This window comes from Streptomyces sp. WMMC500 (assembly GCF_027497195.1).
In the GTDB taxonomy this organism is placed as follows: Bacteria; Actinomycetota; Actinomycetes; order Streptomycetales; family Streptomycetaceae; genus Streptomyces.
Map to the genome: position 1 here is coordinate 5173329 of NZ_CP114905.1, position 23104 is coordinate 5196432.

Here is a 23104-nt window from a genome sequence, read left to right on the forward strand (position 1 = left end):
GGGCTGCGCGCCGGATCCCGTCGCGGTCTCGGTTCCGGTGTCTGTCTCCGTACCGGCGCCGGGCGGCCGGGTGGGTGAGGAGGTCACGTCGCCACGCTAGGCAGCGGCGGGGCGCTCGCGCCCGGAACGCGCGGCGACGTCACGCTTTCGTCAGGAGTCGGTGCCGTGATACGGGTGTATCCGCGGCCTACGGTCGGTTCATGTCCGCCGCACGCCCGCCGGCACCCGACCGGGACGCCGCCGCCGGCCCCCGCTCCGACCCCGCCACCGGCCCGGGGTCCGCCCTCCCGCCGCCCGGCCCCTTCCGGCCCGCCTTCTGGCGCAGCCCGCTGCGCGGCCCGTGGTTCACCTCGCTCCTCGGCACGGTCCTCCTCGTCGGCCTTCCGGTGATGCTGCTGACCGGCCTGCTGTCGTACGCCGCCTACAACCCCGGCCTCCACGGCAACGACCGCACCCCCGGCAAGGGCCTCCTCGGCTTCTACCTCTTCGCCTGGCCCACCGACCCCCACTGGCTCTACCGCCTCAACCAGGGCGTCCACGTCACCCTCGGCGTCGCCCTCGTCCCCGTCCTGCTCGCGAAGCTCTGGTCCGTGGTGCCCCGCCTCTTCGCCTGGCCGCCGCTGCGCTCCGCCCGGCACGCGCTGGAGCGCGGCTCGATCCTGCTCCTGGTGGCCAGCGGGCTCTTCGAGTTCGTGACCGGCATCATCAACATGCAGCTCTTCTACGTCTTCCCCGGCTCCTTCTACACCCTCCACTTCTACGGCGCGTGGGTGTTCCTCGCCGCCCTCGTCGTCCACCTCGCCACCCGCATCCCCAAGCTGCGCCGCGGGCTGCGCGACCAGGGCATGCACGAACTGCGCGCGCCCGACCCCGCGCCGCCGACGATCTCGCGGCGCGGTGCCGTGGCGCTGGTGGGCGCGGGTTCGCTGGGCCTGGTCGCGGTCACCGCGGGGCAGAGCATCGGCGGCCCGCTGCGCCGCACCGCGCTCCTCGCCCCGCACGGCGGCGGCGACCCGGGCGAAGGACCGAACGGCTTCCAGATCAACAAGACCGCCGCCGCCCTCGGCATCGAGCCGGCCGACATCGGCGAGCGCTGGCGGCTGGTCGTACGCGCCGGGAACGGCCGCCGCGCGGTGTTCACCCGGGCGGAGCTGCTGGAACTGCCGCAGCACACGGCGTCGCTGCCGATCGCATGTGTCGAGGGCTGGTCGACGGACGACCAACTGTGGCGCGGGGTCCGGCTCGCGGACCTCGCCGCGCTGGTGGGGGCGGAGGAGGAGGGGGTGTTTGCGGAGTCGGTGCAGGAGAAGGGGACGTTCAAGGCGGCGTCGCTGCGGGACAACCAGGTGCGCGATCCGCGGTCGTTGCTGGCGCTCCACGTCAACGGCGCGCCGCTGTCCCGCGATCACGGGTACCCGGCGCGGATCATCGTCCCGGCCAACCCCGGGGTGCACAACACGAAGTGGGTCACCCGGCTGACGTTCGGAGAGCTGCCGTGAGCGGGGAAGGAGCGCCGGACGGCGCGCGGAAGCCGGACGAGGGGCAGGGGCCCGACGAGGTGCGTAAGCCGGACGGCGCGCGGAAGCCGGACGAGGGGCAAGGGACCGACGAGGTGCGTAAGCCGGACGGTGCGCGGGAGCCGGACGGTGCGCAAGAGCCTGGCGGCGCGCGGGAGCCGGACGGTGTGCGGCAGCCTGCCGACGGACAGGAACCGGACCGCGCACCGCGGCCGGACGGCCGCGGCGGGCCCGGCGGCGGGGGCTCGGGCCCGGCCGGGGAGCCCGCGCCGCCCACGCGGCCCGGCGGTGGTGACGGCGGCGGTGGCGGTGATCGTGGCGGTGACGGTGACGGTGGCGGTGTCCCTACGGGATCCGCCGCCCGGTCCGCGCGTCACCTCTCCGGTCTCGCCCGCGACGCCCTCACCCCCGCGACCGTACGCCGCCTGCTCGCGCCCGGGCCGCTCCCCACCCTCGTCCTCCTCCTCGCCTCCTTCGCGCTCACCGGCTACGCCGCCGTCCGCCTCTTCGACAAGCACCCCCTCGCCGTCGCCCTGTGGCTGGTCGCCGCGGCGATCCTGCACGACCTCGCGCTGGTGCCCCTGTACTCGCTCGCCGACCGCGGCGCACGGCGCGTACTGGGGCCGCGGCTGGTGAACTACGTCCGCTTCCCGGCCGTCGTCTCCGGGCTGCTGCTGCTCGTCTACTTCCCGCTCATCCTCCGCCAGGTGGGGCGCTACGAGCGCGTCACCGGCCTGCCCGCCGACGCCTACCTGTACCGCTGGCTGCTGATCACCGCCGGCCTGTTCGCGGCGTCGGCTCTGGTGCTCGCAGCGCGGCGAACCGTCGCCCGACCGCGGTCCAGCGGTCCTCCTCCTGCCAGCGGCCCGCCGCCGCGTACCTGAGCAGGGCGGGCAGCCCGACCCGGGCCCACGGGAAGCCGTGGTGGGCGCGATCGGGGCGGCGGCCCGCGGGGTCGCCGCGGACCCCGTCGGTGACGTGCACGTGCACGCGCTCGTCCACGTCGTCGTCGGCGGCGACCTCCACGACCAGCCGCCCCCCGGGCCGCAGCAGCACCGCGGCGCGGGCCAGGAGGGCGGCGGGGTCGCCGCCGATGCCGACGTTGCCGTCGATGAGCAGCGCGGTGCCCCAGCGGCCCTCGCCGGGCAGCGGCTCGAACACCGACCGCCGCAGCGCGGCGGCACCGCGCGACCGCGCGTGCGCGACGGCCTCGGAGCTGACGTCGACGCCGAGCGCGGGACGCCCCAGCGCGGCGAGCGCGGCCACGAGCCGCCCGGGCCCGCAGCCGATGTCCAGCACGGGCCCGGTACACCGCCGCAGCACGGTCACGTCGGCGCCCTCGGCCGCCCCGCACCACCGCTCCACGTCGAGCGGCAGCAGCCACCCGTCACGCCGCCGCAGGAAGAGCGGCCCGGCGCCGCTGCGCAGGGCGTGCGCGTAGGGGTCGGCGCGGTCCCAGGCGGCGTCGTCGGCGATGTCGGGGACGTCGTGGCGGGGCGGCCCGGGCGCGACGGGCGCGGTGGGGTGGCCAGGGGACCGCGGCAGGGCGGCGGGCCGGGGCGGGGGAGTCGTGAGGTGAGACACGGGTTGCGGGGCGCCGGGGCGGGAGGCCGCGGGGTGGCGCGTCGCGGGCGGGGTGTCCGCCGGCCGGCTTGCGCCGGGCAGTGCGGTCTCCGTCCGGGTGTGGGGGCGCGGCGACGGGGAGGGCTGCGGGTCGTACGGTCCGGGCGCCGGTTGCCGGGCGGGCAGGGTGTCCGCGGGCCGGCTCGTGCCGGGTACGGCGGTCTCCGCCGGCGTGCCGGCGCCGGCGGTGGGTTCCGGCCGGGGGCCGGGTGACGGAGCGGACCGGGCGTCGTACGGGTCGGCCGCTGGCTGCGCGGCGGGCCGGGCGGCGGGCGCACGGCTCGTCTCGCCCGCGGCCGTCCCGGACCGCGGGTCGGATCCGGCAGGCGTGACGGGGTACGGGGAGGGGCCGGAGGGGCGGCGGCGTGGGGTCGATGTCATCCGGCGGCTCGGCCGAGTGCGGTGCCGTCGAGCGCCGTGCCGCCGGCCGCCGATGCGTCCGGTGCCGAGGCGTCCGGTGCCGCGGGCTCCGGTGCCGCGGCGTCGGCCGCCGCGCCGTCGAGGGCCGCCCGGTCCCGGGCGCCCAGGCGGTGTGCCGTGGCGGCGAACCGGCCGCCCGGGGCGGCGGCTTCGGCGACCGGCGGGACGTCCGCCGCGGTGTCCACGTCGCGCAGCGGCGGCAACTCCCGTACGCGCAGGCCCGCCGCGAGCAGCCGGCGCTGCTGCGCGGCGCCCGTGTACGCCGTCGACATCGGTACGCCGCGCAGCAGTTCGGGGTCCGGCCGCGCCAGGCCCAGCGCCCAGAAGCCGCCGTCCAGCGCCGGGCCGAGGTAGGCGTCGCAGGCCGACCAGGCGTCGTCGGCCAGGGCGGGCGCCAGCAGGCCGGCGGTGAGTTGCGGGGTGTCCATGCCGACGAGCAGCGCAGGACCCGTACAGCCGCCGAACGCGGCGGCCAGCCGCTCGTCGAGGCCGCCCGCGGCCTGCGGCACGACGGTGAAGCCGGGCGGCAGCCAGTCGCCGGGCGCGCCGTCGAGGACGAGTACGCGGCGCCGGGCGGGCAGGTCCCGTACGACGGCGAGCGTGTCGGCGAGCGCGGCCTCCGCGAGCTGCGCCGCCTCGGCGGGGGTGTACGCGGGGGTGAGCCGGGTCTTCACCCGGCCCGGCCGGGGCTCCTTGGCGACGACGAGTACGGTGACGTCCCCGCCGGTCACCGCCCCGCCTCCGCGCCGGAACCTCCGGTGGAACCACCCGTGGGTCCGGCCGGCCGCGAGCCGCCACCGCCGCCCCGGCCGCCCGGGGCGCGCCCCGCGGCTGCGCCGGCACCCGCACGCGCCCGCGAGCCGGCACCCGCACCTGAGCCTGACCCGGCGCCGGCAGCCGTACGCGCCTGCGACCCCGCGCCCGCACGGGGCCCCGAGCCAACGCCCGCACCTGCGCCCGAATCCGCCCCGGCAGCCGTACCCTGCCCCGAGCCCGCACCCGAGCCCGCACGCGCCTCCGAGCCCGCACGCGCCTCCGAGCCCGCACCCGAGCCCACACGCGCCTCCGAGCCCGCACGCGCCTCCGAGCCCGCACCCGAGCCCACACGCGCCTCCGAGTCCGCGCCCGCGCCTGCACGTGGCCCCAGGGCGGGGCCTGTTCCGGCACCTGAACCCGCCCCGGCAGCCGAACCCGCTCCGCGCCCGCCGACGCCTCCCGTGCCCTCCCCCGGTGCCGTCCGCAGGACGCCCCGCATGTCGTGGACCGCGTGCCACGTGCCCCGCCACGTCCCCGTCACCTTCGACTTCCCCGTCCGCGGCGCGTACGGCACCGGCAGCTCCTCGATCCGCCACCCCGCGTCCGCGGCCCGTACCACCATCTCCAGCGGGTATCCGCTGCGCCGGTCCGCCACCTCCAGACCCAGCAGTGCCGTCCGCCGGGCGGCCCGCATCGGCCCCAGGTCGTGCACGCGCACCCCCGTGCGGCGGTACAGCATGCGCGCCAGCGCCACGTTGCCCGCCCGGGCGTGCAGGGGCCACGCCCCGCGCGTGGTCGGGCGGCGCCGGCCGAGGACGAGGTCCGCGGTGCCCGCCGTGATCCGGGCGGTGAGCAGGGGCAGCAGGCCGGGGTCCAGGGAGCCGTCGCAGTCGCAGAAGCAGACCAGCTCGGCCGTGGCCGCCCGCAGGCCCGCCGCGCAGGCGGCGCCGAAGCCGCGCCGCGGCTCGTGCACGACGGTGGCGCCGAGTTCACGGGCGAGGTCGCCGGAGCCGTCCGTGGAGCCGTTGTCGACCACGATCGCGCGCCAGCCTGCGGGGATACGGGCCAGGACCCGGGGCAGCGCGGCGGCTTCGTCCAGACAGGGGAGTACGACGTCGGTCATGGCCAATACCCTACGAGCGCAAAAGCCGCATAGCGGACACACGGTTCTTACGAATCACGGACATCGCCCGTCGCCATCCGTTCGGCCCCCGCCGGTCCGTCGCCGACCATGCCACGCTGGCGTCATGGACCCCGCCCCGCCGGCCCGGCCCCGGCCCTCCGGCCACCCGGCCCGCGTGCTCGTCGTCGACGACGACCCCACCGTCGCCGAGGTCGTCGCCGGCTACCTCGACCGCGCCGGCTACGCCGTCGACCGCGCCGCCGACGGCCCGCAGGCGCTGGCCGCCGCCGAGACCGCGCGCCCCGACCTCGTCGTGCTCGACCTGATGCTGCCCGGCATGGACGGCCTGGAGGTCTGCGCGAAGCTGCGCGACACCGGCCCCGTACCGGTGATCATGCTCACCGCCCGCGGCGACGAGGACGACCGCATCCTCGGCCTCGAACTGGGCGCCGACGACTACGTCACCAAGCCGTTCAGCCCCCGCGAGCTGGTGCTGCGCGTCGAGTCCGTGCTCCGCCGCAGCCGCGTCGCGGCGCCCGCCGGCGGCGGACTGAGCGGCGCCGGGCTCACCGTGGACCCGGCCGCGCGCCGGGCCGCCAAGAACGGGGCCGAGCTGGCGCTGACCCTGCGGGAGTTCGACCTGCTCGCGCACTTCCTGCGGCACCCGGGGCGGGTGTTCGGGCGGGAGGAGCTGATGCGGGAGGTGTGGGGCTGGGAGTTCGGCGACCTGTCGACGGTGACCGTGCACGTGCGGCGGCTGCGCGGCAAGGTCGAGGACGACCCGGCCCGGCCGCGGCTGATCACCACGGTCTGGGGGGTCGGCTACCGTTTCGACGCGTCGGCCGCGCCCGGTGCGGTAAGGGAGGGCGCGTACGATCGCGACGCAGACCCGGACCCACGGACCGATCCCCGCAGCGGCCCCGGCCGCGAGAACGATCCGGCACGCGAGACACCCAGAGGCGACCTCCCGTGAACGACATCCTCCTCATGGCCGCGTTCGCCTTCCTCGGCGCCGCCGTCGCCGGCGTCCTCGGCGCCGTCGCCCTGCGCCTGCTGCGCAACCGCTCCCTCGTCGTCTCCGTCTCCGTCGTCGCCGCGACCGCCGTCACCGCGATGCTGCTCGGCACCCTCGCGGTGGCCCGGGAGATGTTCCTCTCCGGGCACGACCTCACCGTCGTCAGCATCGTCTGCCTCATGGCCGCGGTCGTCTCCCTCGCCACCGCCGTGCTGCTCGGCCGCTGGGTCGTCGCCCGCAGCAACGCGCTGGCGGCGGCGACCCGTTCGTTCGGGCACGCCTTCGCCGAGGGCGGCTCCTTCGCGCCCCCCGCCGGCGACGCGACCGCCGAACTGGCGGGGCTGAGCCGGGAGCTGGCGGCCACCGCCGAGCGGCTGGCGCAGTCGCGGCAGCGCGAGCGGGCGCTGGACGCCTCCCGGCGCGAGCTGGTCGCGTGGATCTCGCACGACCTGCGGACGCCGCTGGCGGGGCTGCGCGCCATGGCGGAGGCGCTGGAGGACGGCATGGCCGCCGACCCCGGCCGCTACCACCGGCAGATCCGGGCCGAGACCGAGCGCCTCGACGCCATGGTCGGCGACCTCTTCGAGCTCTCCCGCATCCACGCGGGCGCCCTCGCGCTGGCGCCCACGCGGATGTCGGTGTACGACCTCGTCGGCGACGCGCTCGCGGGCGCGGATCCGCTCGCGCGCGAGCACGGCGTCCGGCTCGTGGGCGAGCCCCCGGAGCCGGCGGCGGCGGTGCCCGTGGAGGTCGACGGCAAGGAGATGACCCGGGTGCTGGGCAACCTCCTCGTCAACGCCATCCGCCGCACCCCCGCCGACGGCACCGTCGCCGTGACGGTCGCCGTGACGGAACAGGAGGGCGCGGCGGTGGTCGTCTCGGTGACCGACCAGTGCGGCGGCATACCGGAGGAGGACCTGACGCGGGTCTTCGACACGGGCTGGCGGGGCAACCACGCCCGTACGCCCGTGCCGCCCGCGGGGGCGGGGCTGGGGCTGGCGATCGTGCGGGGGATCGTCGAGGCGCACCGCGGGCGCGCGGAGGTGCGCAACGTGCCGGGGGGCTGCCGCTTCGAGGTCACCCTCCCCGCGGCGACGGGCTGACGCGCGCCGTACGCCGCCGGGTCCCCGCCGCTACCGCTGCCCCACCCCCAGCGGCGACTTCGCGAACTCCGTCACCCCCTCCTCGAACCCCACCGCCGGCCGCCACCCCAGCTCGGCCCGCAGCCGCGCCGAGTCCGCCGTGATGTGCCGGACGTCCCCGAGGCGGTACTCGCCGGTGACCCGCGGCGCCGGCCCGCCGTACGCCGCGGCCAGCGCCGTCGCCAGCTCGCCGACGGTGTGGACGTCCCCGCTGCCGGCGTTGTACGCGGTGAGCGTCCCCGCCTCCGCGACTCCGGCTGCCTCCCCGGCTTCGGCTGCCCCCCCGACTTCGTCTCGGTACACCGCCTCCAGCGCCCGCACGTTGGCCTCCGCGATGTCCCGTACGTGGACGAAGTCCCGCCGCTGCGCCCCGTCCTCGTACACCCGCGGCGCCTCGCCCCGCTCCAGCGCCGAGCGGAAGAAGGAGGCGACGCCCGCGTACGGGGTGTCGCGCGGCATGCCGGGGCCGTACACGTTGTGGTAGCGCAGCGACACGGCACGCGCGCCCGTGACGCGCGCCCACACGCCCGCGATGTGCTCCTGCGCCAGCTTCGTCGCCGCGTACACGCTCCGCGGGTCCACCGGCGCGTCCTCCGCCACCAGCCCCGGCCGCAACTCCGCGCCGCAGCGCGGGCACCGCGGCTCGAAGCGCCCGCCCGCGAGGTCCGCCTCCGCCCGCGGCCGGGGCCGTACGGCGCCGTGCGCGGCGCAGTCGTAGCGCCCTTCCCCGTACACGACCATCGACCCCGCCAGCACCAGCCGCCGCACCCCCGCGTCCGCCATCGCGGTCAGCAGCACGGCGGTGCCGAGGTCGTTGGCGCCGACGTACGCGGGTGCGTCCGCGAAGTCCTCCGTGAGGCCGACCATCGCGGCCTGGTGGCAGACCGCGTCGGCCCCGGCGAGCGCCGCCGCGACGGCGTCGCGGTCCCGTACGTCGCCGTGGACGTACGCCTCGTACGCCCCGCGCCGCTCGCCGGGCGGGCCCGCGTCCCGTACGTCCAGTACCACCGCCTCGTGCCCCCGCTCCGCGAAGGCGGAGACCACGTGCGATCCGATGAACCCGGCGCCGCCGGTGACGAGTACGCGCATGCCGGCGAGCCTAGGGTCGCCGGCCGCGGCCGGCGGGCACTGCCACGCCCGCCGTCACACTCCGGTAAGGGACCGGGCAGGACTCCCGTAGGCGGGGACTCCGGTAAGAGGGCAGACCTATCCAGGAATCAAGACAGATATTCCTACTCTTTCGAGCGATTGGCGCCGCTTTGCCCGAAGTCTAGCTTCGTGCCATGACGACCTCGCCTGAAGAAACGTCCGCGTCCGTCGAACCCCCCGCCCGTCTCAGCCTCGACACCGCCGCCGCGCGGAACCTCACGACCACCACCAAGACACCCCCGCAGATGCAGGGGATCTCCTCCCGCTGGCTGCTCAAGGTGCTGCCGTGGACGGAGGTCAAGGGCGGTGCGTACCGGGTGAACCGGCGCCTGACCCACACGCTCGGCGACGGACAGGTCGAGTTCACCACGGTCGGCGACGAGGTGCGCGTCATCCCGCAGGAGCTGCGCGAGCTGCCGCAGTTGCGCGCCTTCGAGGACGAGGAGGTGCTGACGGCCCTGGCCGACCGGTTCGAGCAGCGGGAGATCGCGCCGGGGGACGCGGTCGTGTCCGCCGGGGCCGCGGCGGACCGGGTGGTGCTGGTCGCGCACGGGCGGCTGGAGCGGGTCGGCACCGGGAAGTACGGGGACGAGACCGTCCTCGGCGTCCTCGCCGACGGCGACTACGTCGGCGACGAGGTGCTCCTCACCGCCGACGGCACGTGGCCGTTCACCGTGCGGGCGACGACCCGCGGCACGGTGCTCGTCCTCCCGCGCTCCGCTCTCGACGAGTTGCTGGAGCAGTCGGCGGGGCTGCGCGAGCACCTGGAGGCGTTCGGCTCCCTCCCGCGGCAGCGGCAGAACAGCAAGGGCGAGGCCGAGATCGAGCTGGCCTCCGGCCACCGCGGCGAGCAGGCGCTCCCGGGCACCTTCGTGGACTACGAGCTGACGCCCAGAGAGTACGAGCTGGAGGTCGCGCAGACCGTGCTGCGCGTCCACAGCCGGGTCGCCGACCTGTACAACGACCCGATGAACCAGGTCGAGCAGCAACTGAGGCTGACTGTCGAGGCGCTGCGCGAGCGCCAGGAGCACGAGCTGGTGAACAACCGCTCCTTCGGCCTGCTGCACAACGCCGACCTCAAGCAGCGCATCCACACCCGCTCCGGCCCGCCCACGCCGGACGATCTGGACGAGCTGATCTCCCGGCGGCGGTCGACGCACGTGCTGCTGGCGCACCCGCGTGCCATCGCGGCCATCGGCCGGGAGTGGAACGCGCGCGGTATCTACCCGCCGCGTACGGAGTACCTCGGGAGCGAGGTGAACAACTGGCGGGGCATCCCGCTGCTGCCGTGCAACAAGATCCCCATCACCCCGGAGGGGACCAGCTCGGTCATCGCGATGCGGCTCGGCGAGGCGGACCAGGGCGTGGTGGGGCTGCACCAGACGGGGCTGCCGGACGAGATCCGGCCGGGCATGAACGTCCGGTTCATGGGGATCAGCGACCAGGCGATCATCTCCTACCTGGTGAGCACGTACTTCTCCGCGGCGGTGCTCGTCCCCGACGCGCTCGGCATCCTGGAGGACGTACAGATCGGCGCCAACTGACCGGCGCGTGAGGGTGCCCGGCCGGCCCGGCGGAAACAAGCGCCGGCCGGGCGCCGTCCTCAGCCCGGCCACGTCCAGTCGGCCACCTCCGGCAGGTCCGTGCCGTGCTCGCGGATCCAGGCGTGGTGCCTGCCCCGTACGTCCTCCATCCGCTGCCGCACCGCCGCCGCCCGCACGGCCAGGCCCGGGACGCGGTCGACGACGTCCATCACCAGCCGGTAGCGGTCGAGGTCGTTGCGTACGACCATGTCGAAGGGCGTGGTCGTGGTGCCCATCTCCTTGTAGCCGCGCACGTGCAACTGGTCGTGCCCCGCGTGCCGGTAGGCGAGCCGGTGGATCAGCCACGGATAGCCGTGGTACGCGAAGATGACCGGTGTGTCGCGGGTGAAGACCGCGTCGAACTCCCGGTCCGTCATCCCGTGCGGGTGCTCCTCATGGGGCATCAGCCGGGCGAGGTCGACGACGTTGACGACCCGGACCGCCAGCTCCGGCAGGTGCTCGCGCAGCAGCGCCGCCGCGGCCAGCACCTCCTGCGTCGGCACGTCACCGGCGCAGGCCAGCACGACGTCCGGCGCCTCACCGGGGCGCTCGGTGCCGGCCCACTCCCAGATGCCCACCCCGCGCAGGCAGTGCGAGCGTGCCTGCTCCAGGGTCAGCCAGTCGAACGACGGCTGCTTGCCGGCGACGACGACGTTGACGACCCCGCGGGTCCGCAGCACGTGGTCGGCCACACACAGCAGGGTGTTGGCGTCCGGCGGCAGGTAGGCCCGGACGACGCCGGGGCTCTTGTTGAGGATGTGGTCGACGAAGCCGGGGTCCTGGTGGCTGAAGCCGTTGTGGTCCTGCCGCCAGACGTGCGAGGTCAGCAGGTAGTTGAGGCCGGCGACCGGCGCGCGCCAGGGCTCGTCCTGCGCGGTCTGGATCCACTTGATGTGCTGCGCGGCCATGCTCGCGACGATGTGCGCGAACGCCTCGTACGACGAGAACAGCCCGTGCCGGCCGGTGAGGACGTACCCCTCCAGCCAGCCCTGGCACAGGTGCTCGGAGAGCACCTCCATGACCCGGCCGTGCGGCCCGTGGTGCTCGTCGGTCGGCTCCGCCTCCGCCTCCCACGCCCGGTCCGTGACCTCGAACAGCTCCTGCAGCCGGTTGGACGCGGTCTCGTCCGGGCCGAAGACGCGGAAGTCGCGGCGCTCCGCGGTGTCGGCCATCACCTGCCGCAGCATGGCGCCGAGCACCCGGGTCGGCTCGTGGAGCCGGGTGCCGGGCCGGTCGACGGCGACGGCGTACGTGTCCGGCCCCGGCAGCGGCAGCGCGCGCAGCAGCCGGCCGCCGTTGGCGTGCGGGTTGGCGCCGAGGCGGCGGTCGCCGCGCGGTACGCAGGCGAGCACCTGCGCGCTCGGCCGGCCGTCGGCGCCGAAGAGCCGCTCCGGTTCGTAGCTGCGCAGCCACCGCTCCAGCTCCGCCAGGTGCTCGGGGTTCTCCCGCACCTCGGGCAGGGGCACCTGGTGGGAGCGCCAGGTGCCCTCGACCGGTGCGCCGTCGACGGCCTTCGGCCCGGTCCAGCCCTTGGGGGTGCGCAGCACGATCGCCGGCCAGCGGGGCCGGTCCGCCCGGCCGCGCCGGCCCGCGGTCCTGGCGGCGTGCTGGAGGGCGGCGATCCGGTCCAGCGCGGTGTCCATCGCCTCGGCCATGTCCCGGTGCACCTGCGCCGGATCGTCCCCGGTGACGTGCAGGGGCTCGTGGCCGTAGCCGCGCAGCAGCTCGTCCAGCTCGACCCGCGGGATGCGGGAGAGCACGGTCGGGCCGGCGATCTTGTAGCCGTTGAGGTGCAGGATGGGCAGCACGGCGCCGTCGTGCACGGGGTCGAGGAACTTGTTGGCGTGCCACGACCCGGCCAGCGGCCCGGTCTCCGCCTCGCCGTCGCCGATGACGCAGGCCGCGAGGAGCCCGGGGTTGTCGAACGCGGCGCCGTAGGCGTGCGCCAGTGAGTAGCCCAGCTCGCCGCCCTCGTGGAACGACCCGGGGATCACGGGCGCCACGTGGCTCGGTGTCCCGCCGGGGAAGGAGAACTGCCGGAACAGCCGCGCCATCCCGGCGGCGTCGCGCGAGACGTCGGGGTGCACCTCCCCGTACGAGCCGTCGAGCCACGCGCCGGCGTAGACCGCGGGGCCGCCGTGGCCGGGTCCCCAGACGCAGACGGCGTCGAGGTCGCGGGCGCCGATGACGCGGTTGAGGTGGGTGTAGACGAGGTTGAGGCCCGGGCAGGTGCCCCAGTGGCCGAGCAGCCGCGGCTTGATGTCACCGGGCGTCAGCGGCTCGGTGAGCAGCGGGTTGCGGGTGAGGTAGATCTGGCCCGCGGCCAGGTAGTTGAGTGCGCGCCAGTGGGCGTCGAGGTCGGCCAGCTCCTGCTTCTTCATCGTCGTCCCATCGACGAAGGGGGCGGTGGGCGGTACGGGCAAGTCTGACGGCCCGGGGGCGGCACCCACCACCCGACGGGGCGCGCCGCGCGCCCGCCGGCCCCGGACAGCCCCGCTATCACCCGGATGGCGGGCACGGCTCGCGCGGGACGGCGGGTACGGGTGGGACAGACTGCCACTTATGTGGACGGCGAACCCGGGGACCGGTGATCAGATGGCCGTGTCGGTGTCGGTCGTGCTGCTGCTGTTGGTGCTGGCCGTGGTGTTTCTGCGCAGCGGCACGCTGAAGACCTCGCACGCGGTGGTCTGCGTCCTGCTCGGCTTCTATCTGTCCGGGACCACCGTGGCGCCCACGATCCAGTCCGGCCTGGAGGCGACGGCGAACGTGGTGAGCAGCATCCGGCCGTGAATGTGGCGGAGCCGGGAACTATTCGGTACCGCCTTGGGCGTTGAACTCCCGGGGGATGACCTTGGTGGACGCCTGATCGGAATCAAGCGCGCACGCTGTGTGCACGTGCATTTGCGCGTGCACGTAGCCACCAACACAGCTATGATCCCCGACAGTTGACATTGGCAACCACCTTGGAGAAGCGCTGTGGCCCACGCATACAACGGCATTGCGGCCAGGGATCTTCACGGCGCCGCCTGGCAGAAGAGCCGGCACAGCAACTCGCAGGGTTCCTGTGTGGAGTTCGCCAGACTTCCCGGCGGCGAGATAGCCGTTCGCAATTCCCGATTTCCCGAAGGACCAGCCCTCGTCTACACCCGTGCCGAGGTAGAGGCGATGCTGCTGGGCGTCAAGGACGGAGAGTTCGACCACCTCATAGTTGACTGACACCCCCCTATTCCCGGCTGCACCGCCCGCTTCCGTCATCGGCAGGGTCACGTTGCAGCCGGTTGTCATCCGGATCCCGGCCGAATATCGCCCGCAGCAGGCGTCGATCGCGGTAGGTCAGCGATCCGCACGGAATGCGACCGCTTCCTTTCCGTCCGCGAACGGTCCCGGAGCGTGAATCACCCCGTATCCAGGGCGCCGCGAGGAGTAGTCGTCGCTGCGCAGAGGTTCCGCCACGGCACTTCGGCCCGGACGTTCGCGGGCCCGCCAGCGCGGCGTACGGGGGGCGGCGCGGGCGCGGCGATGCCGGTGTCGGTGGGCACGGCGGGCGCGTGCGGCTCACCCGGGTGCAGCAAGGATGTACGCGGCCCTGACGCCGCGGCGGTGCATCCCGGCGGCGGGAAGGACGATCAGGCGGCTCTGCGCGCCGTACGGGCCGTACGCGCCCCACAGGCCGTACGCGCCGTACGGGCCCTGCGCACGCGGCTCCTCAGTCCTCCGCCGGCTTCGGCAGGTGGAACACCGCCCACACCACCTTGCCGCGCAGCGCGCCGTCCAGCGGATGCCAGCCCCAACTGTCGCTGAAGGAGTCGACCAGGTACAGCCCCCGCCCCGACTCCGCGCCCACGTCGGCCACCCCGGCCACCGGGCTCGCGGTACTCGGGTCGCGTACGGCGCACACCAGCCGGGACGCCCAGCGCATCAGATGGAGCCGTACCGCCGCGTCCTGGGCGGTGCGGCCGCCCAGGGCGTGTCTGAGCGCGTTAGTGACCAGCTCCGAGACGACCAGCGCGACGTCGTCGCTGAGGTCGGTCAGCTCCCAGTGCCGCAACGTGGTGTGCGTGAAGGCGCGCGCGCCGCTTACGGACTCATGGCTGCCGGATATCGCACAGGACGCGGCGCCGTCGACCGAGGCGGAGTCCAGCGGGGGCAGCCCTCGCCATAAGGGCGCGAGCACGGCTGCTGCTTCGGTCCCCATGCGCGGCACTCCCCAGTCGCGTGCGTGTCTGTCGTCACCGTGCGGATGCCCATGGTTCCGAATGCTTTTGGCAGATGCAAGGGCAGATGCACGTGCACGGGGGAGGAATGTCTAGCAACTTACTGGTTCATGGGCATTAGCTGGCAAGATTTTCTCGGTTGGGTAACCGATCGGGCACGCAATGATACGGAGTGATGGCAGTATGGGCCGGTGGCGCCGGGGGCGCGCTCGTAGTGCCATGCCGTGTAAGTGCCATATCGCCGAGGTGGGTGGAGGGCTCCGATGGCCGTGGACGGATCAAGCGGATCGGTCGTGCGCCGTATCCTGCTGGGCTCCCAGCTCAGACGGCTGCGGGAGGAACAGGGGATCTCGCGCGACGCCGCCGGATACGCGATCAGGGCCTCGGAATCCAAGATCAGCCGGATGGAGCTGGGCCGGGTGAGTTTCAAGAGCCGAGACGTGGAGGACCTGCTCACGCTGTACGGCGTGACCGATCAGACCGAGCGCGACGCCCTCGTCGGCCTCGTCAGCGAGGCGAACACCGCCGGGTGGTGGCACAGCTACAGCGACGTGCTGCCGGGCTGGTTCCCCACCTACGTGGGACTGGAGTCGGCCGCCTCCGGCATCGACGTGTACGAGGTCCAGTTCGTGCACGGCCTGCTGCAGACCGAGGAGTACGCGCACGCCGTCGTCACCGCCGGCCTGCCGATCTCGTCGGCCGAGGCGGACAAGCGCGTCGGCGCCCGGCTGGAGCGGCAGAAGCGGCTGTACGCCGAGCATCCCGCCCAGCTCAGGGCGGTGCTCGACGAGGCCGCGCTCAGCCGCCCGTACGGCGGCAGACAGGTGATGCGCAAGCAGTTGCAGCACCTGCTCGACGCCTCCGAGATGTCGAACCTGTCGCTGCGGATCATCCCGCTGGCGCAGCACGGCCACACCCCCGACTCCGGCGCCTTCACGATCCTGAGCTTCCCGGAGGAGGACCTCTCCGACGTCGTGTACGTGGAGCATCTGACGAGCGCGCTCTACCTGGACAAGCCGGAGGACGTCGCGACGTACACGAAGGCCATGGACCTGCTGCGCGTCGCCGCCCAGGACGAGGCGGAGTCACGGGAGTTGTTGCACAGGCTCATCCGGGAGGTGTAGGGAGGCGCACTTCGCGCACTTGTACGATGGCGTGTCAGCGGTCACAGCCGTGCCCGCCGTCCGCCGTGCGCAGGGGTGCAGCCTCGCTCATGTCTCTCTTCTCCGACCTCGCCCTGCAGTACATCGACGGCAAGTGGTGCCCCGGCGCGGGCTCGTGGGACGTCATCGACCTCGACCCGTACAGCGGTGAGCAGCTCGCGGCGGTCACCGTCGCGACCGCCGCGGAGGTGGACGCCGCGTACCGCGCGGCGGAGCGGGCGCAGCGGCTCTGGGCGGAGCGCTCGCCGTACGAGCGGCGGCTGGTCTTCGAGCGCGCGCTGCGCCTGGTGGAGGAGCGCGAGGAGGAGATCACCCGCGCGATCGTGGCGGAGCTGGGCGGCACGCGGCTGAAGGCGGCGTTCGAGATCGCCCTCACCAAGGAGGTGCTGCGCGAGTCCGTGTCGTACGCGCTGCGCGCCGAGGGCCGGCTGCTGCCGTCGCCGACGCCCGGCAAGGAGAACCGCGTCTACCGGCTGCCCGTGGGCGTCGTCGGCGTCATCGGCTCGTACACCTTCCCCCTCCTGGTGGCCGCGAAGTCCGTGGCGCCCGCCCTCGCGCTCGGCAACGGCGTGGTGCTCAAGCCCCACGGCTACTCGCCCGTCGTCGGCGGCACGCTGCTGGCGTGGCTGCTCCAGGACGCCGGGCTGCCGCCCGGCCTGCTGAACGTCGTGATCACCGACACGGCCGAGATCGGCGACGCCTTCATCGAGCACCCCGTGCCGCGCGTGCTGTCCTTCACCGGCTCCACCGAGGCCGGCCGGCACGTCGCGAGTGTCGCCGCCCGGCACTTCAAGCGGACCGTGCTGGAGATGAGCGGCAACTCCGCGCTCGTCGTGCTCGCCGACGCCGACGTCGACTACGCCGTGGACGCCGCCGTCTTCAGCCGCTTCGCCCACCAGGGGCAGGTCTGCATGGCCGCCAACCGGGTGCTGGTCGACCGGGCGGTGCTGGCGGAGTTCGCGGAGAAGTTCGTCGCCAAGGCGGGCGCCCTGACCGTCGGCGACCCGGCCGACCCCGCGACCCAGCTCGGCCCGCTCATCAACGCCCGCGAGGCCGCCGACCTCACCGCCCAGGTCGACGCGGCCCTCGCCGCCGGCGCCACCGCGCTGCTGCGCGGGCGTACGGACGGCACGCTCGTGGAGCCCACGGTGCTGACCGGGCTGCCGGCGGACAGCGAGCTGCTGCGGCGGGAGTTCTACGGTCCGGTGGCGTTCCTGCTGCCGTTCACGGGCGAGGACGAGGCGGTGCGGATCGTCAACGACACCCCGTTCGGGCTGAGCGGCGCGGTGCACACCCGCGACCTGGAGCGGGGCGTACGTCTCGCGGGGCGGATCGACTCGGGGATGGTGCACGTCAACGACGGCACGATCCAGGACGAGCCGCTGGTGCCGTTCGGCGGCGAGAAGTGCTCGGGGATGGGGCGGCTGAACGGCGAGTCGACGGTCGACGCCTTCACCACGCTGAAGTGGATCTCCGTGCAGCACGGCCGGACGCAGTTCCCCTTCTGAGCGCCCGTACGGCCTCGTTTCCGCACCGGTCACCCGTTCGGCGGCGCGCATGTCGCCCGGCCGGTCGAGGGCCCGGAACATGGCGGTGGACGGAACCCCCTTCCCGTACCCCCTCCGGACCTCTCGACATCAAGGACAGGAGACCCGCGATGACCGCTCCCACCACCGCCCGGACCGCCCGCGACCTCATGCACGAAGGCGCCGAGTGCATCGACTCGACCGAGTCGGTCGCCACCGCCGCCGCGAAGATGCGCTCCATGGACGTCGGCTGCCTGCCGGTGTGCGGCCAGGACGGCAAGCTCGCCGGGATGATCACCGACCGCGACATCGTCGTGGAGTGCGTCGCCCAGGGCCGGGACATGACGACCTGCATGACCGGTGAACTGGCGGCCGGCCGGCCGGTGTACGTCGACGCCGGTGCCCCGGTCGAGGAGGTGCTGCGCACGATGGAGCAGAACCGCGTGCGCCGCGTCCCGGTCATCGAGGACCACCGGCTCGTCGGCATGATCACCGAGGCGGACCTGACCCAGGGGCTGTCGGACGAGCAGATCGCGTCCTTCTGCCGCAGCGTGTACGCGGGCGGTCACCACTGACCTGCCGTACCGCCGCACCGGACCGCGCAGGGCCGGGCTCCCGCGCGGGGAGCCCGGCCCTGCGCCACCGGCGGCGCGGGGCGCCCCCGCGTACCGTGCTAGTCAAGGTTGACTAGGCTGGGAGGCCACACTTCCCCGCGGAAGACAAGGGGTTCAGTTGTCCGCGACCCGCCTTCTGGTCCTGGGTGCCGTCCGCCGGCACGGCCGTACGCACGGCTACCAGGTCCGGGCCGACCTGGAGTACTGGGGCGCCCACGAGTGGTCCAGCGTCAAGCCCGGCTCGATCTACCACGCGCTCAAGCAGATGGCCAAACAGGGGCTGCTGGTCGCCCACGAGGTGGCGCCCAGCACGGCCGGCGGCCCGCCGCGTACCGAGTACGAGATGACGGCCGAGGGCGACGCCGAGTACTTCCGGCTGCTGCGCGAGGCGCTGCGCCGCTACGACGAGAAGATCGACTTCCTCACCGCGGGCGTCGGCTTCCTCGTCGACCTGCCCCGCGCCGAGGCCGTCACGCTGCTCAAGGAGCGGGTCGCGGCGATGGAGGAGTGGCGCGCCCAGGTGCTGCGGCACTACTCGCCGCAGCAGGACGAGGACTTCGGGCACATCGGCGAGATCATGCGGCTCTGGCTGCACACCGCCGAGGCCGGCGCCGAGTGGACCCGCGCCCTGATCGGGCGGCTGGAGGCCGGCGCGTACGTGATGGCCGACGAGGGCGACCCGTGGGCCGGGGTGGCGACGAGCCCGGAGGGTCCCGGCGCCCCGGACGACCGCTAATCAAGTTTGACTAATCGCGGGACGGGGGATACCTTCGCGGGGCGGTGGTCAAATTTGACTACCGGAGGAGCGGAGGAGGCGTATGACGGCGATCCTCGCCGAAGGACTGCGCAAGACGTACGGGAGGAAGGGCGCCGCGAAGGCGGCGCTCGCGGGCCTGGACCTCGCGGTCCCCGCGGGCACGGTGCACGCCGTGCTCGGCCCCAACGGCGCGGGCAAGACCACGGCCGTACGGATCCTGGCCACCCTGCTGCGCCCGGACGCCGGCACCGCGCGCGTCGCGGGCCACGACGCCGTACGGGAGCCGGACGAGGTCCGCTACCGCATCGGGCTGCTCGGCCAGCACGCCGCCGTCGACGAGGTGCTCAGCGGGCGGCAGAACCTGGAGCTGTTCGGAAGGCTCTACCACCTCGGCCGCGCCGGCGCTCGGCGGCGGGCGGCGACGCTGCTGGCGCGGTTCGGCCTCGACGACACCGGCGACAAGCCCGTCGGCCAGTACAGCGGCGGCATGCGGCGGCGGCTCGACCTGGCCGCGAGCCTGCTCATGCGGCCGCAGGTGCTCTTCCTGGACGAGCCGACGACGGGCCTCGACCCCCGCGGCCGTACGGAGGTGTGGCAGGCGGTCCGCTCGCTCGTCGGCGACGGCACCACCGTGCTGCTCACCACCCAGTACCTGGAGGAGGCCGACCAACTCGCCGACCGGGTCTCGGTGGTCGACCACGGCCGCGTCGTCGCCGACGGCACGTCCGACGAACTGAAGGCCCTGCTCGGCGGCGACCGCATCGACGTCGTCGTCCGGGACGCGGACCGGCTCGACGCCGCGGCGGCCGTCATCGGCATGGCCGCGCGCGCCGGGGAGGCCGACATCGAGGTCGACGCCGACGCGCGGCGGATCAGCGCCCCGGTCGCCGACCGTATGGCGGCGCTGGCCGAGACCGTGGCGGGGCTCGGCGCGGCCGGGGTGGCGGCGGAGGACGTGTCGCTGCGCCGGCCGACGCTGGACGAGGTGTTCCTCCACCTCACCGGCCGCAGACAGGAGCAGGAGCAGCCGCAGGAGCGGGAGCAGGGACGGGCACAGGGACAGACAGGACACGCCGCGGGCGGCGCCGGTGACGCGCGCGCCGCGGCGGAAGGGAGCGCCGTATGACCGCCACCACCCTCGCACCCCCGCCGCCGGCCCGTACCGCGGGCGCCCGGCTGAAGTGGGCCGTCGTCGACGGACTGACGATGACCGGCCGCGGCTTCGCGCACTGGGCCCGCCGGCCGGGCGCGGCCGTGGTGAGCCTGGTCTTCCCGGTGATGATGCTGGTGGTCTTCACCTACCTGCTCGGCGGCGGCATGGCCGTGCCGGGCGGCGGCAGCTACCGCGAGTACCTGGTGCCCGGCATGCTCGCGCTCGCGATGTCCTTCGGCCTGGAGGCCACGATGGTCTCCCTCACCTCCGATCTCGGCAAGGGCGTCGTCGACCGCTTCCGGACCATGCCGATGGCCCCGTCCGCCGTCCTCGTCGGCCGGTCGCTCACCGACATGGCCGAGTCGGTCGCCGGGCTTGCCGTGATGGCCGGCGCGGGGCTCGCGGTCGGCTGGCGCTGGCACGGTTCGTGGGCGGAGGCGCTGGCCGCGTTCGGGCTGCTGCTGCTCCTGCGGTTCGCGATGCTGTGGGCCGGGATCTTCCTCGGCCTGGTGGCGGGCAAGCCGGAGATGGTGCAGGCGGTGCAGATCCTGGTGTGGCCGGTGGCGTTCCTGTCCAGCGCGTTCACCTCGCCGGAGACGATGCCCGGCTGGCTGGGCGCCGTCGCGGAGTGGAACCCGATGTCGGCGACGGCGGGCGCGATCCGGGAGCTGTTCGGCAACCCCGGCTGGACAGGCGACTCGTGGGCGGCGCAGCATCCGGTGCTGCTCGCGGTGGTCTGGCCGCTGGTGCTGCTCGCGGTGTTCTTCCCGCTGGCGGTGCGCCGGTATCTGCGCCTGGGGCGCTGAAGGCGCGTACGGGCAGGTGGCGGGCGGCGCCCGCGGGCGTGGGCGACGGCGCCCTCGACGCGGGTGGCGCCCCCGCTGCACACCAGTGGCGCCCCGTTTGTACGACTTGATCTGATGTGCCGCCGTGCCTCCGTACCCTTCCGACCCCCCGGGGGCGTTCTTCATGCGCCCGACTTATGCTCGCGGGCGTAAACCTTTCGGCACGTCCGCGGGGGGTGATGGTCCAGTGGGTCAGGAGCCCGAACCGGATAACGGCGAAGACAAGCCGCAGTCCGACGAGGCGCACAGCGCGTTCACGCCGCCCTTCGGCGTGCCTCTCCCCCCGGCGCCCGAAGACGGCCAGACGACCTCGGAGTTCGCGCGCCCCGCGGGCATCGGCGAGCCCGCCGCCGAGGACCACGGCGCGGGGTCCGGCTTCCGGCCCCCGCACGGCGGCCCCTCGGCCGCCGCCGGAGTCGCGCCGCCGCCCCCGCCGGCCACCGGTCCGCTGTCGCGATCCACGCCCTGGCAGGACCGGATGCGTGTCATGCTCCGTACGCCCATGACGGAACGCCCCACGCCCGAACGGACGCTGTCGCCCACCGAGGAGACCGCGCTGCCGGTGCCGCGCGTCCTCGACCTCACCCTGCGCATCGGCGAACTGCTGCTCGCCGGCGGCGAGGGCGCGGAGGACGTCGAGGCCGCGATGTTCGCCATCGCCCACGCCTTCGGCCTGGACCGCTGCGAGCCGACCGTCACGTTCACCCTCCTGACGGTCACGTACCAGCCCTCCCTGGTCGAGGACCCCATCACGCTCAACCGGACGGTGCGCCGCCGCGGCACCGACTACAACCGGCTCGCGGCCGTCTACCGCCTCGTCGACGCCATCGTGGACGAGGAGGCCGCGGTCAGCCTGGAGGAGGCGTACCGCGGCCTCGCCGAGATCCGCCGCAACCGCCACCCGTACTCCAAGTGGGCGCTCACCCTCGCCAGCGGCGGGCTGTCGGGCGCCGCGGCGACCCTGGTGGGCGGCGGGCCGCTGGTGTTCTGCGCGGCGGCGATCGGCGCGATGCTCGGCGACCGGCTCGCGTGGCTGGCGGCCGGGCGCGGGCTGCCGGAGTTCTACCAGTTCGTGGCTGCCGCCATGGCCCCGGCGGCGGTCGGCGTCACGCTCAACATCGCCGACATCGACGCCCAGTCCTCCGCCGTCATCACCGGCGGGCTCTTCGCGCTGATCCCCGGGCGGGCCCTGGTCGCCGCCGTCCAGGACGGGCTGACGGGGTATTACATCACCGCCTCCGCGCGGCTGCTCGAGGTGCTCTACCTCGTCGTCGGCATCGTCGTCGGCGTGCTCATCGTGCTCTACGTCGGCGTGCAGCTCGGCGCCGAGCTGAGCCCGGACGCCGCGCTGCACCGCCAGGAGCGGCCGGTGGTCTCCCTGCTCGCGGCGATGCTGCTGACGCTGGCGTTCGCCGTCCTGCTCCAGCAGGAGCGTTCCACCGTGATCGCCGTGACCCTCAACGGAGGCGTCGCCTGGCTGATCTACGCGGTCATCGCCCACCAGGCGAACAAGTCGCCGGTCCTGGCCACCGCGCTGGCCGCCGGCCTCGTCGGGCTCTTCGGCCAGCTCTTCTCGCGCTACCGGTTCATCTCCGCGCTGCCGTACGTCACGGCCGCCATCGGCCCGCTGCTGCCGGGCAGCGCCACGTACTTCGGCCTGCTGGGCTTCGCCCAGAACGAGCTGAACGCCGGCGCCCGCTCGCTGCTGACCGCCGCCGCGCTGGCGCTGGCGATCGCGATCGGGGTGAACCTGGGCGGCGAGATGGCCCGGCTCTTCATGAAACGCCCGGGCGAGAAAACGACCCCCGCCCGGCGGGGCGCGAAGCGCACCCGCGGGTTCTAGGGGCCGTCCCCGGCGTCCGTGCCGGCACGCGTCGCCGCGTACCGCTCGTACGGCCGCGTACCGCTCGTATCGCTGCGTACCGCGCGTCAGCGGGGCCCGCCGGTCAGTGGTGGCCGCCCGCCGCCTCCAGGCGCTTCTTGGACGCCTCGATCTCGGCCTCCGCGTCCTGCCGGCCCACCCAACTGGCGCCCTCCACGGACTTGCCGGGCTCCAGGTCCTTGTACACCTCGAAGAAGTGCTGGATCTCCAGCCGGTCGAACTCCGACACGTGGTGGATGTCCCGCAGGTGCTCCACCCGCGGGTCGTGCGCCGGCACGCACAGCACCTTGTCGTCGCCGCCGGCCTCGTCGGTCATGCGGAACATGCCGATCGTGCGGCAGGCGATGAGGCATCCGGGGAACGTCGGCTCGTCCAGAAGGACCAGCGCGTCCAGCGGGTCGCCGTCCTCTCCGAGCGTGCCTTCGATAAAGCCGTAGTCTGCCGGGTAGCTGGTCGAGGTGAAGAGCCGCCGGTCCAGGCGGATCCGGCCCGTCTCGTGATCCACTTCGTACTTGTTCCGCGAACCCTTCGGGATCTCGATGGTGACGTCGAACTCCACGGGTGGCTCTCCTTCAAGATCAGCATGGTTCAGATGATTAAGTGTCCCCCACGCAGCGGGGTG

20 protein-coding genes and 1 pseudogene are annotated in these 23104 nt (G+C 74.2%); 14 read left to right on the plus strand and 7 right to left on the minus strand.

Annotated features, from left to right (window positions below):
• The first annotated feature begins 200 nt into the window (after positions 1-200).
• Both O7599_RS22300 and O7599_RS22305 read left to right on the plus strand, forming a co-directional pair.
• Positions 201-1499, plus strand: coding sequence for a molybdopterin-dependent oxidoreductase (locus tag O7599_RS22300; RefSeq protein ID WP_281617374.1), 1299 nt, complete (start codon positions 201-203; stop codon positions 1497-1499).
• Positions 1500-1942: 443 nt separating this feature from the next.
• Entirely contained in the window at positions 1943-2401 is a 459-nt protein-coding gene (locus O7599_RS22305) for a hypothetical protein (protein ID WP_281623473.1), read from the plus strand.
• On the opposite strand, the gene O7599_RS22310 is transcribed toward O7599_RS22305, so the two are convergent.
• The 3 genes and pseudogenes from O7599_RS22310 to O7599_RS22320 all read right to left on the minus strand — a co-directional run.
• The gene (locus O7599_RS22310) at positions 2289-3101 is read right to left on the minus strand and encodes a class I SAM-dependent methyltransferase (protein ID WP_348652631.1); all 813 of its coding nucleotides are present in this window, start codon (positions 3099-3101) and stop codon (positions 2289-2291) included. The two genes, O7599_RS22305 and O7599_RS22310, sit on opposite strands and share 113 nt — an antisense overlap.
• Before the next feature lie 416 nt (positions 3102-3517).
• Positions 3518-4291 carry a DUF2064 domain-containing protein gene (locus O7599_RS22315; RefSeq protein ID WP_281617375.1) on the minus strand — a complete coding sequence of 258 codons (774 nt, stop codon included), beginning with the start codon at positions 4289-4291 and terminating at the stop codon, positions 3518-3520.
• Positions 4292-4797: 506 nt separating this feature from the next.
• Positions 4798-5439, minus strand: a pseudogene (locus O7599_RS22320) (glycosyltransferase family 2 protein); the annotation flags it as partial.
• 124 nt (positions 5440-5563) lie between these two features.
• Here O7599_RS22320 and O7599_RS22325 point away from each other — a divergent pair.
• Positions 5564-6412 (plus strand): response regulator transcription factor, encoded by an 849-nt coding sequence (locus tag O7599_RS22325; protein ID WP_281617376.1) that lies wholly within the window; start codon positions 5564-5566, stop codon positions 6410-6412.
• Complete coding sequence (locus tag O7599_RS22330; RefSeq protein ID WP_281617377.1) at positions 6409-7557, plus strand: HAMP domain-containing sensor histidine kinase; 1149 nt, start codon at positions 6409-6411, stop codon at positions 7555-7557. The genes O7599_RS22325 and O7599_RS22330 overlap by 4 nt, the downstream gene beginning before the upstream one ends.
• A gap of 30 nt (positions 7558-7587) precedes the next feature.
• Here the strand turns inward: O7599_RS22330 and O7599_RS22335 are convergent, their stop codons facing one another.
• Complete coding sequence (locus O7599_RS22335) at positions 7588-8685, minus strand: NAD-dependent epimerase/dehydratase family protein (RefSeq protein ID WP_281617378.1); 1098 nt, start codon at positions 8683-8685, stop codon at positions 7588-7590.
• Positions 8686-8879: 194 nt separating this feature from the next.
• Between O7599_RS22335 and O7599_RS22340 the strand changes: the two genes are divergently transcribed.
• The gene (locus O7599_RS22340; RefSeq protein WP_281617379.1) at positions 8880-10289 is read left to right on the plus strand and encodes a family 2B encapsulin nanocompartment shell protein; all 1410 of its coding nucleotides are present in this window, start codon (positions 8880-8882) and stop codon (positions 10287-10289) included.
• Between the two features lie 59 nt (positions 10290-10348).
• Here O7599_RS22340 and O7599_RS22345 read toward each other — a convergent pair whose 3' ends face one another.
• The gene (locus tag O7599_RS22345; RefSeq protein ID WP_281617380.1) at positions 10349-12751 is read right to left on the minus strand and encodes a phosphoketolase family protein; all 2403 of its coding nucleotides are present in this window, start codon (positions 12749-12751) and stop codon (positions 10349-10351) included.
• A 172-nt stretch (positions 12752-12923) separates the two neighbouring features.
• Here O7599_RS22345 and O7599_RS22350 point away from each other — a divergent pair, with 172 nt between their 5' ends.
• Together O7599_RS22350 and O7599_RS22355 are read left to right on the plus strand one after the other, a co-directional pair.
• On the plus strand, positions 12924-13118 hold the full coding sequence (locus O7599_RS22350; RefSeq protein WP_281623475.1) for a hypothetical protein: 195 nt from the start codon (positions 12924-12926) through the stop codon (positions 13116-13118).
• Between the two features lie 186 nt (positions 13119-13304).
• The gene (locus O7599_RS22355; RefSeq protein WP_018835984.1) at positions 13305-13544 is read left to right on the plus strand and encodes a DUF397 domain-containing protein; all 240 of its coding nucleotides are present in this window, start codon (positions 13305-13307) and stop codon (positions 13542-13544) included.
• 490 nt (positions 13545-14034) lie between these two features.
• Here O7599_RS22355 and O7599_RS22360 read toward each other — a convergent pair whose 3' ends face one another.
• Entirely contained in the window at positions 14035-14523 is a 489-nt protein-coding gene (locus O7599_RS22360; RefSeq protein ID WP_281617381.1) for an ATP-binding protein, read from the minus strand.
• A 282-nt stretch (positions 14524-14805) separates the two neighbouring features.
• On the opposite strand from O7599_RS22360, the gene O7599_RS22365 reads away from it, so the two are divergent.
• The 7 genes from O7599_RS22365 to O7599_RS22395 all read left to right on the plus strand — a co-directional run bounded on the left by O7599_RS22365 (position 14806) and on the right by O7599_RS22395 (position 22443).
• A complete protein-coding gene (locus tag O7599_RS22365) occupies positions 14806-15666 on the plus strand; it encodes a helix-turn-helix transcriptional regulator (RefSeq protein ID WP_281617382.1) in 861 nt (286 codons plus the stop codon).
• Positions 15667-15755: 89 nt separating this feature from the next.
• Positions 15756-17213 carry an aldehyde dehydrogenase family protein gene (locus tag O7599_RS22370; RefSeq protein WP_281617383.1) on the plus strand — a complete coding sequence of 486 codons (1458 nt, stop codon included), beginning with the start codon at positions 15756-15758 and terminating at the stop codon, positions 17211-17213.
• Positions 17214-17362: 149 nt separating this feature from the next.
• The gene (locus O7599_RS22375) at positions 17363-17806 is read left to right on the plus strand and encodes a CBS domain-containing protein (protein ID WP_281617384.1); all 444 of its coding nucleotides are present in this window, start codon (positions 17363-17365) and stop codon (positions 17804-17806) included.
• Between the two features lie 157 nt (positions 17807-17963).
• On the plus strand, positions 17964-18581 hold the full coding sequence (locus tag O7599_RS22380; protein WP_281617385.1) for a PadR family transcriptional regulator: 618 nt from the start codon (positions 17964-17966) through the stop codon (positions 18579-18581).
• Between the two features lie 82 nt (positions 18582-18663).
• A complete protein-coding gene (locus O7599_RS22385; protein WP_281617386.1) occupies positions 18664-19728 on the plus strand; it encodes an ATP-binding cassette domain-containing protein in 1065 nt (354 codons plus the stop codon).
• The gene (locus O7599_RS22390) at positions 19725-20561 is read left to right on the plus strand and encodes an ABC transporter permease (RefSeq protein WP_281617387.1); all 837 of its coding nucleotides are present in this window, start codon (positions 19725-19727) and stop codon (positions 20559-20561) included. The genes O7599_RS22385 and O7599_RS22390 overlap by 4 nt, the downstream gene beginning before the upstream one ends.
• A gap of 226 nt (positions 20562-20787) precedes the next feature.
• Positions 20788-22443 (plus strand): threonine/serine exporter family protein, encoded by a 1656-nt coding sequence (locus O7599_RS22395; RefSeq protein ID WP_281617388.1) that lies wholly within the window; start codon positions 20788-20790, stop codon positions 22441-22443.
• Positions 22444-22546: 103 nt separating this feature from the next.
• Here the strand turns inward: O7599_RS22395 and O7599_RS22400 are convergent, their stop codons facing one another.
• Positions 22547-23041 (minus strand): inorganic diphosphatase, encoded by a 495-nt coding sequence (locus O7599_RS22400; RefSeq protein WP_018835994.1) that lies wholly within the window; start codon positions 23039-23041, stop codon positions 22547-22549.
• Positions 23042-23104: the final 63 nt, after the last annotated feature.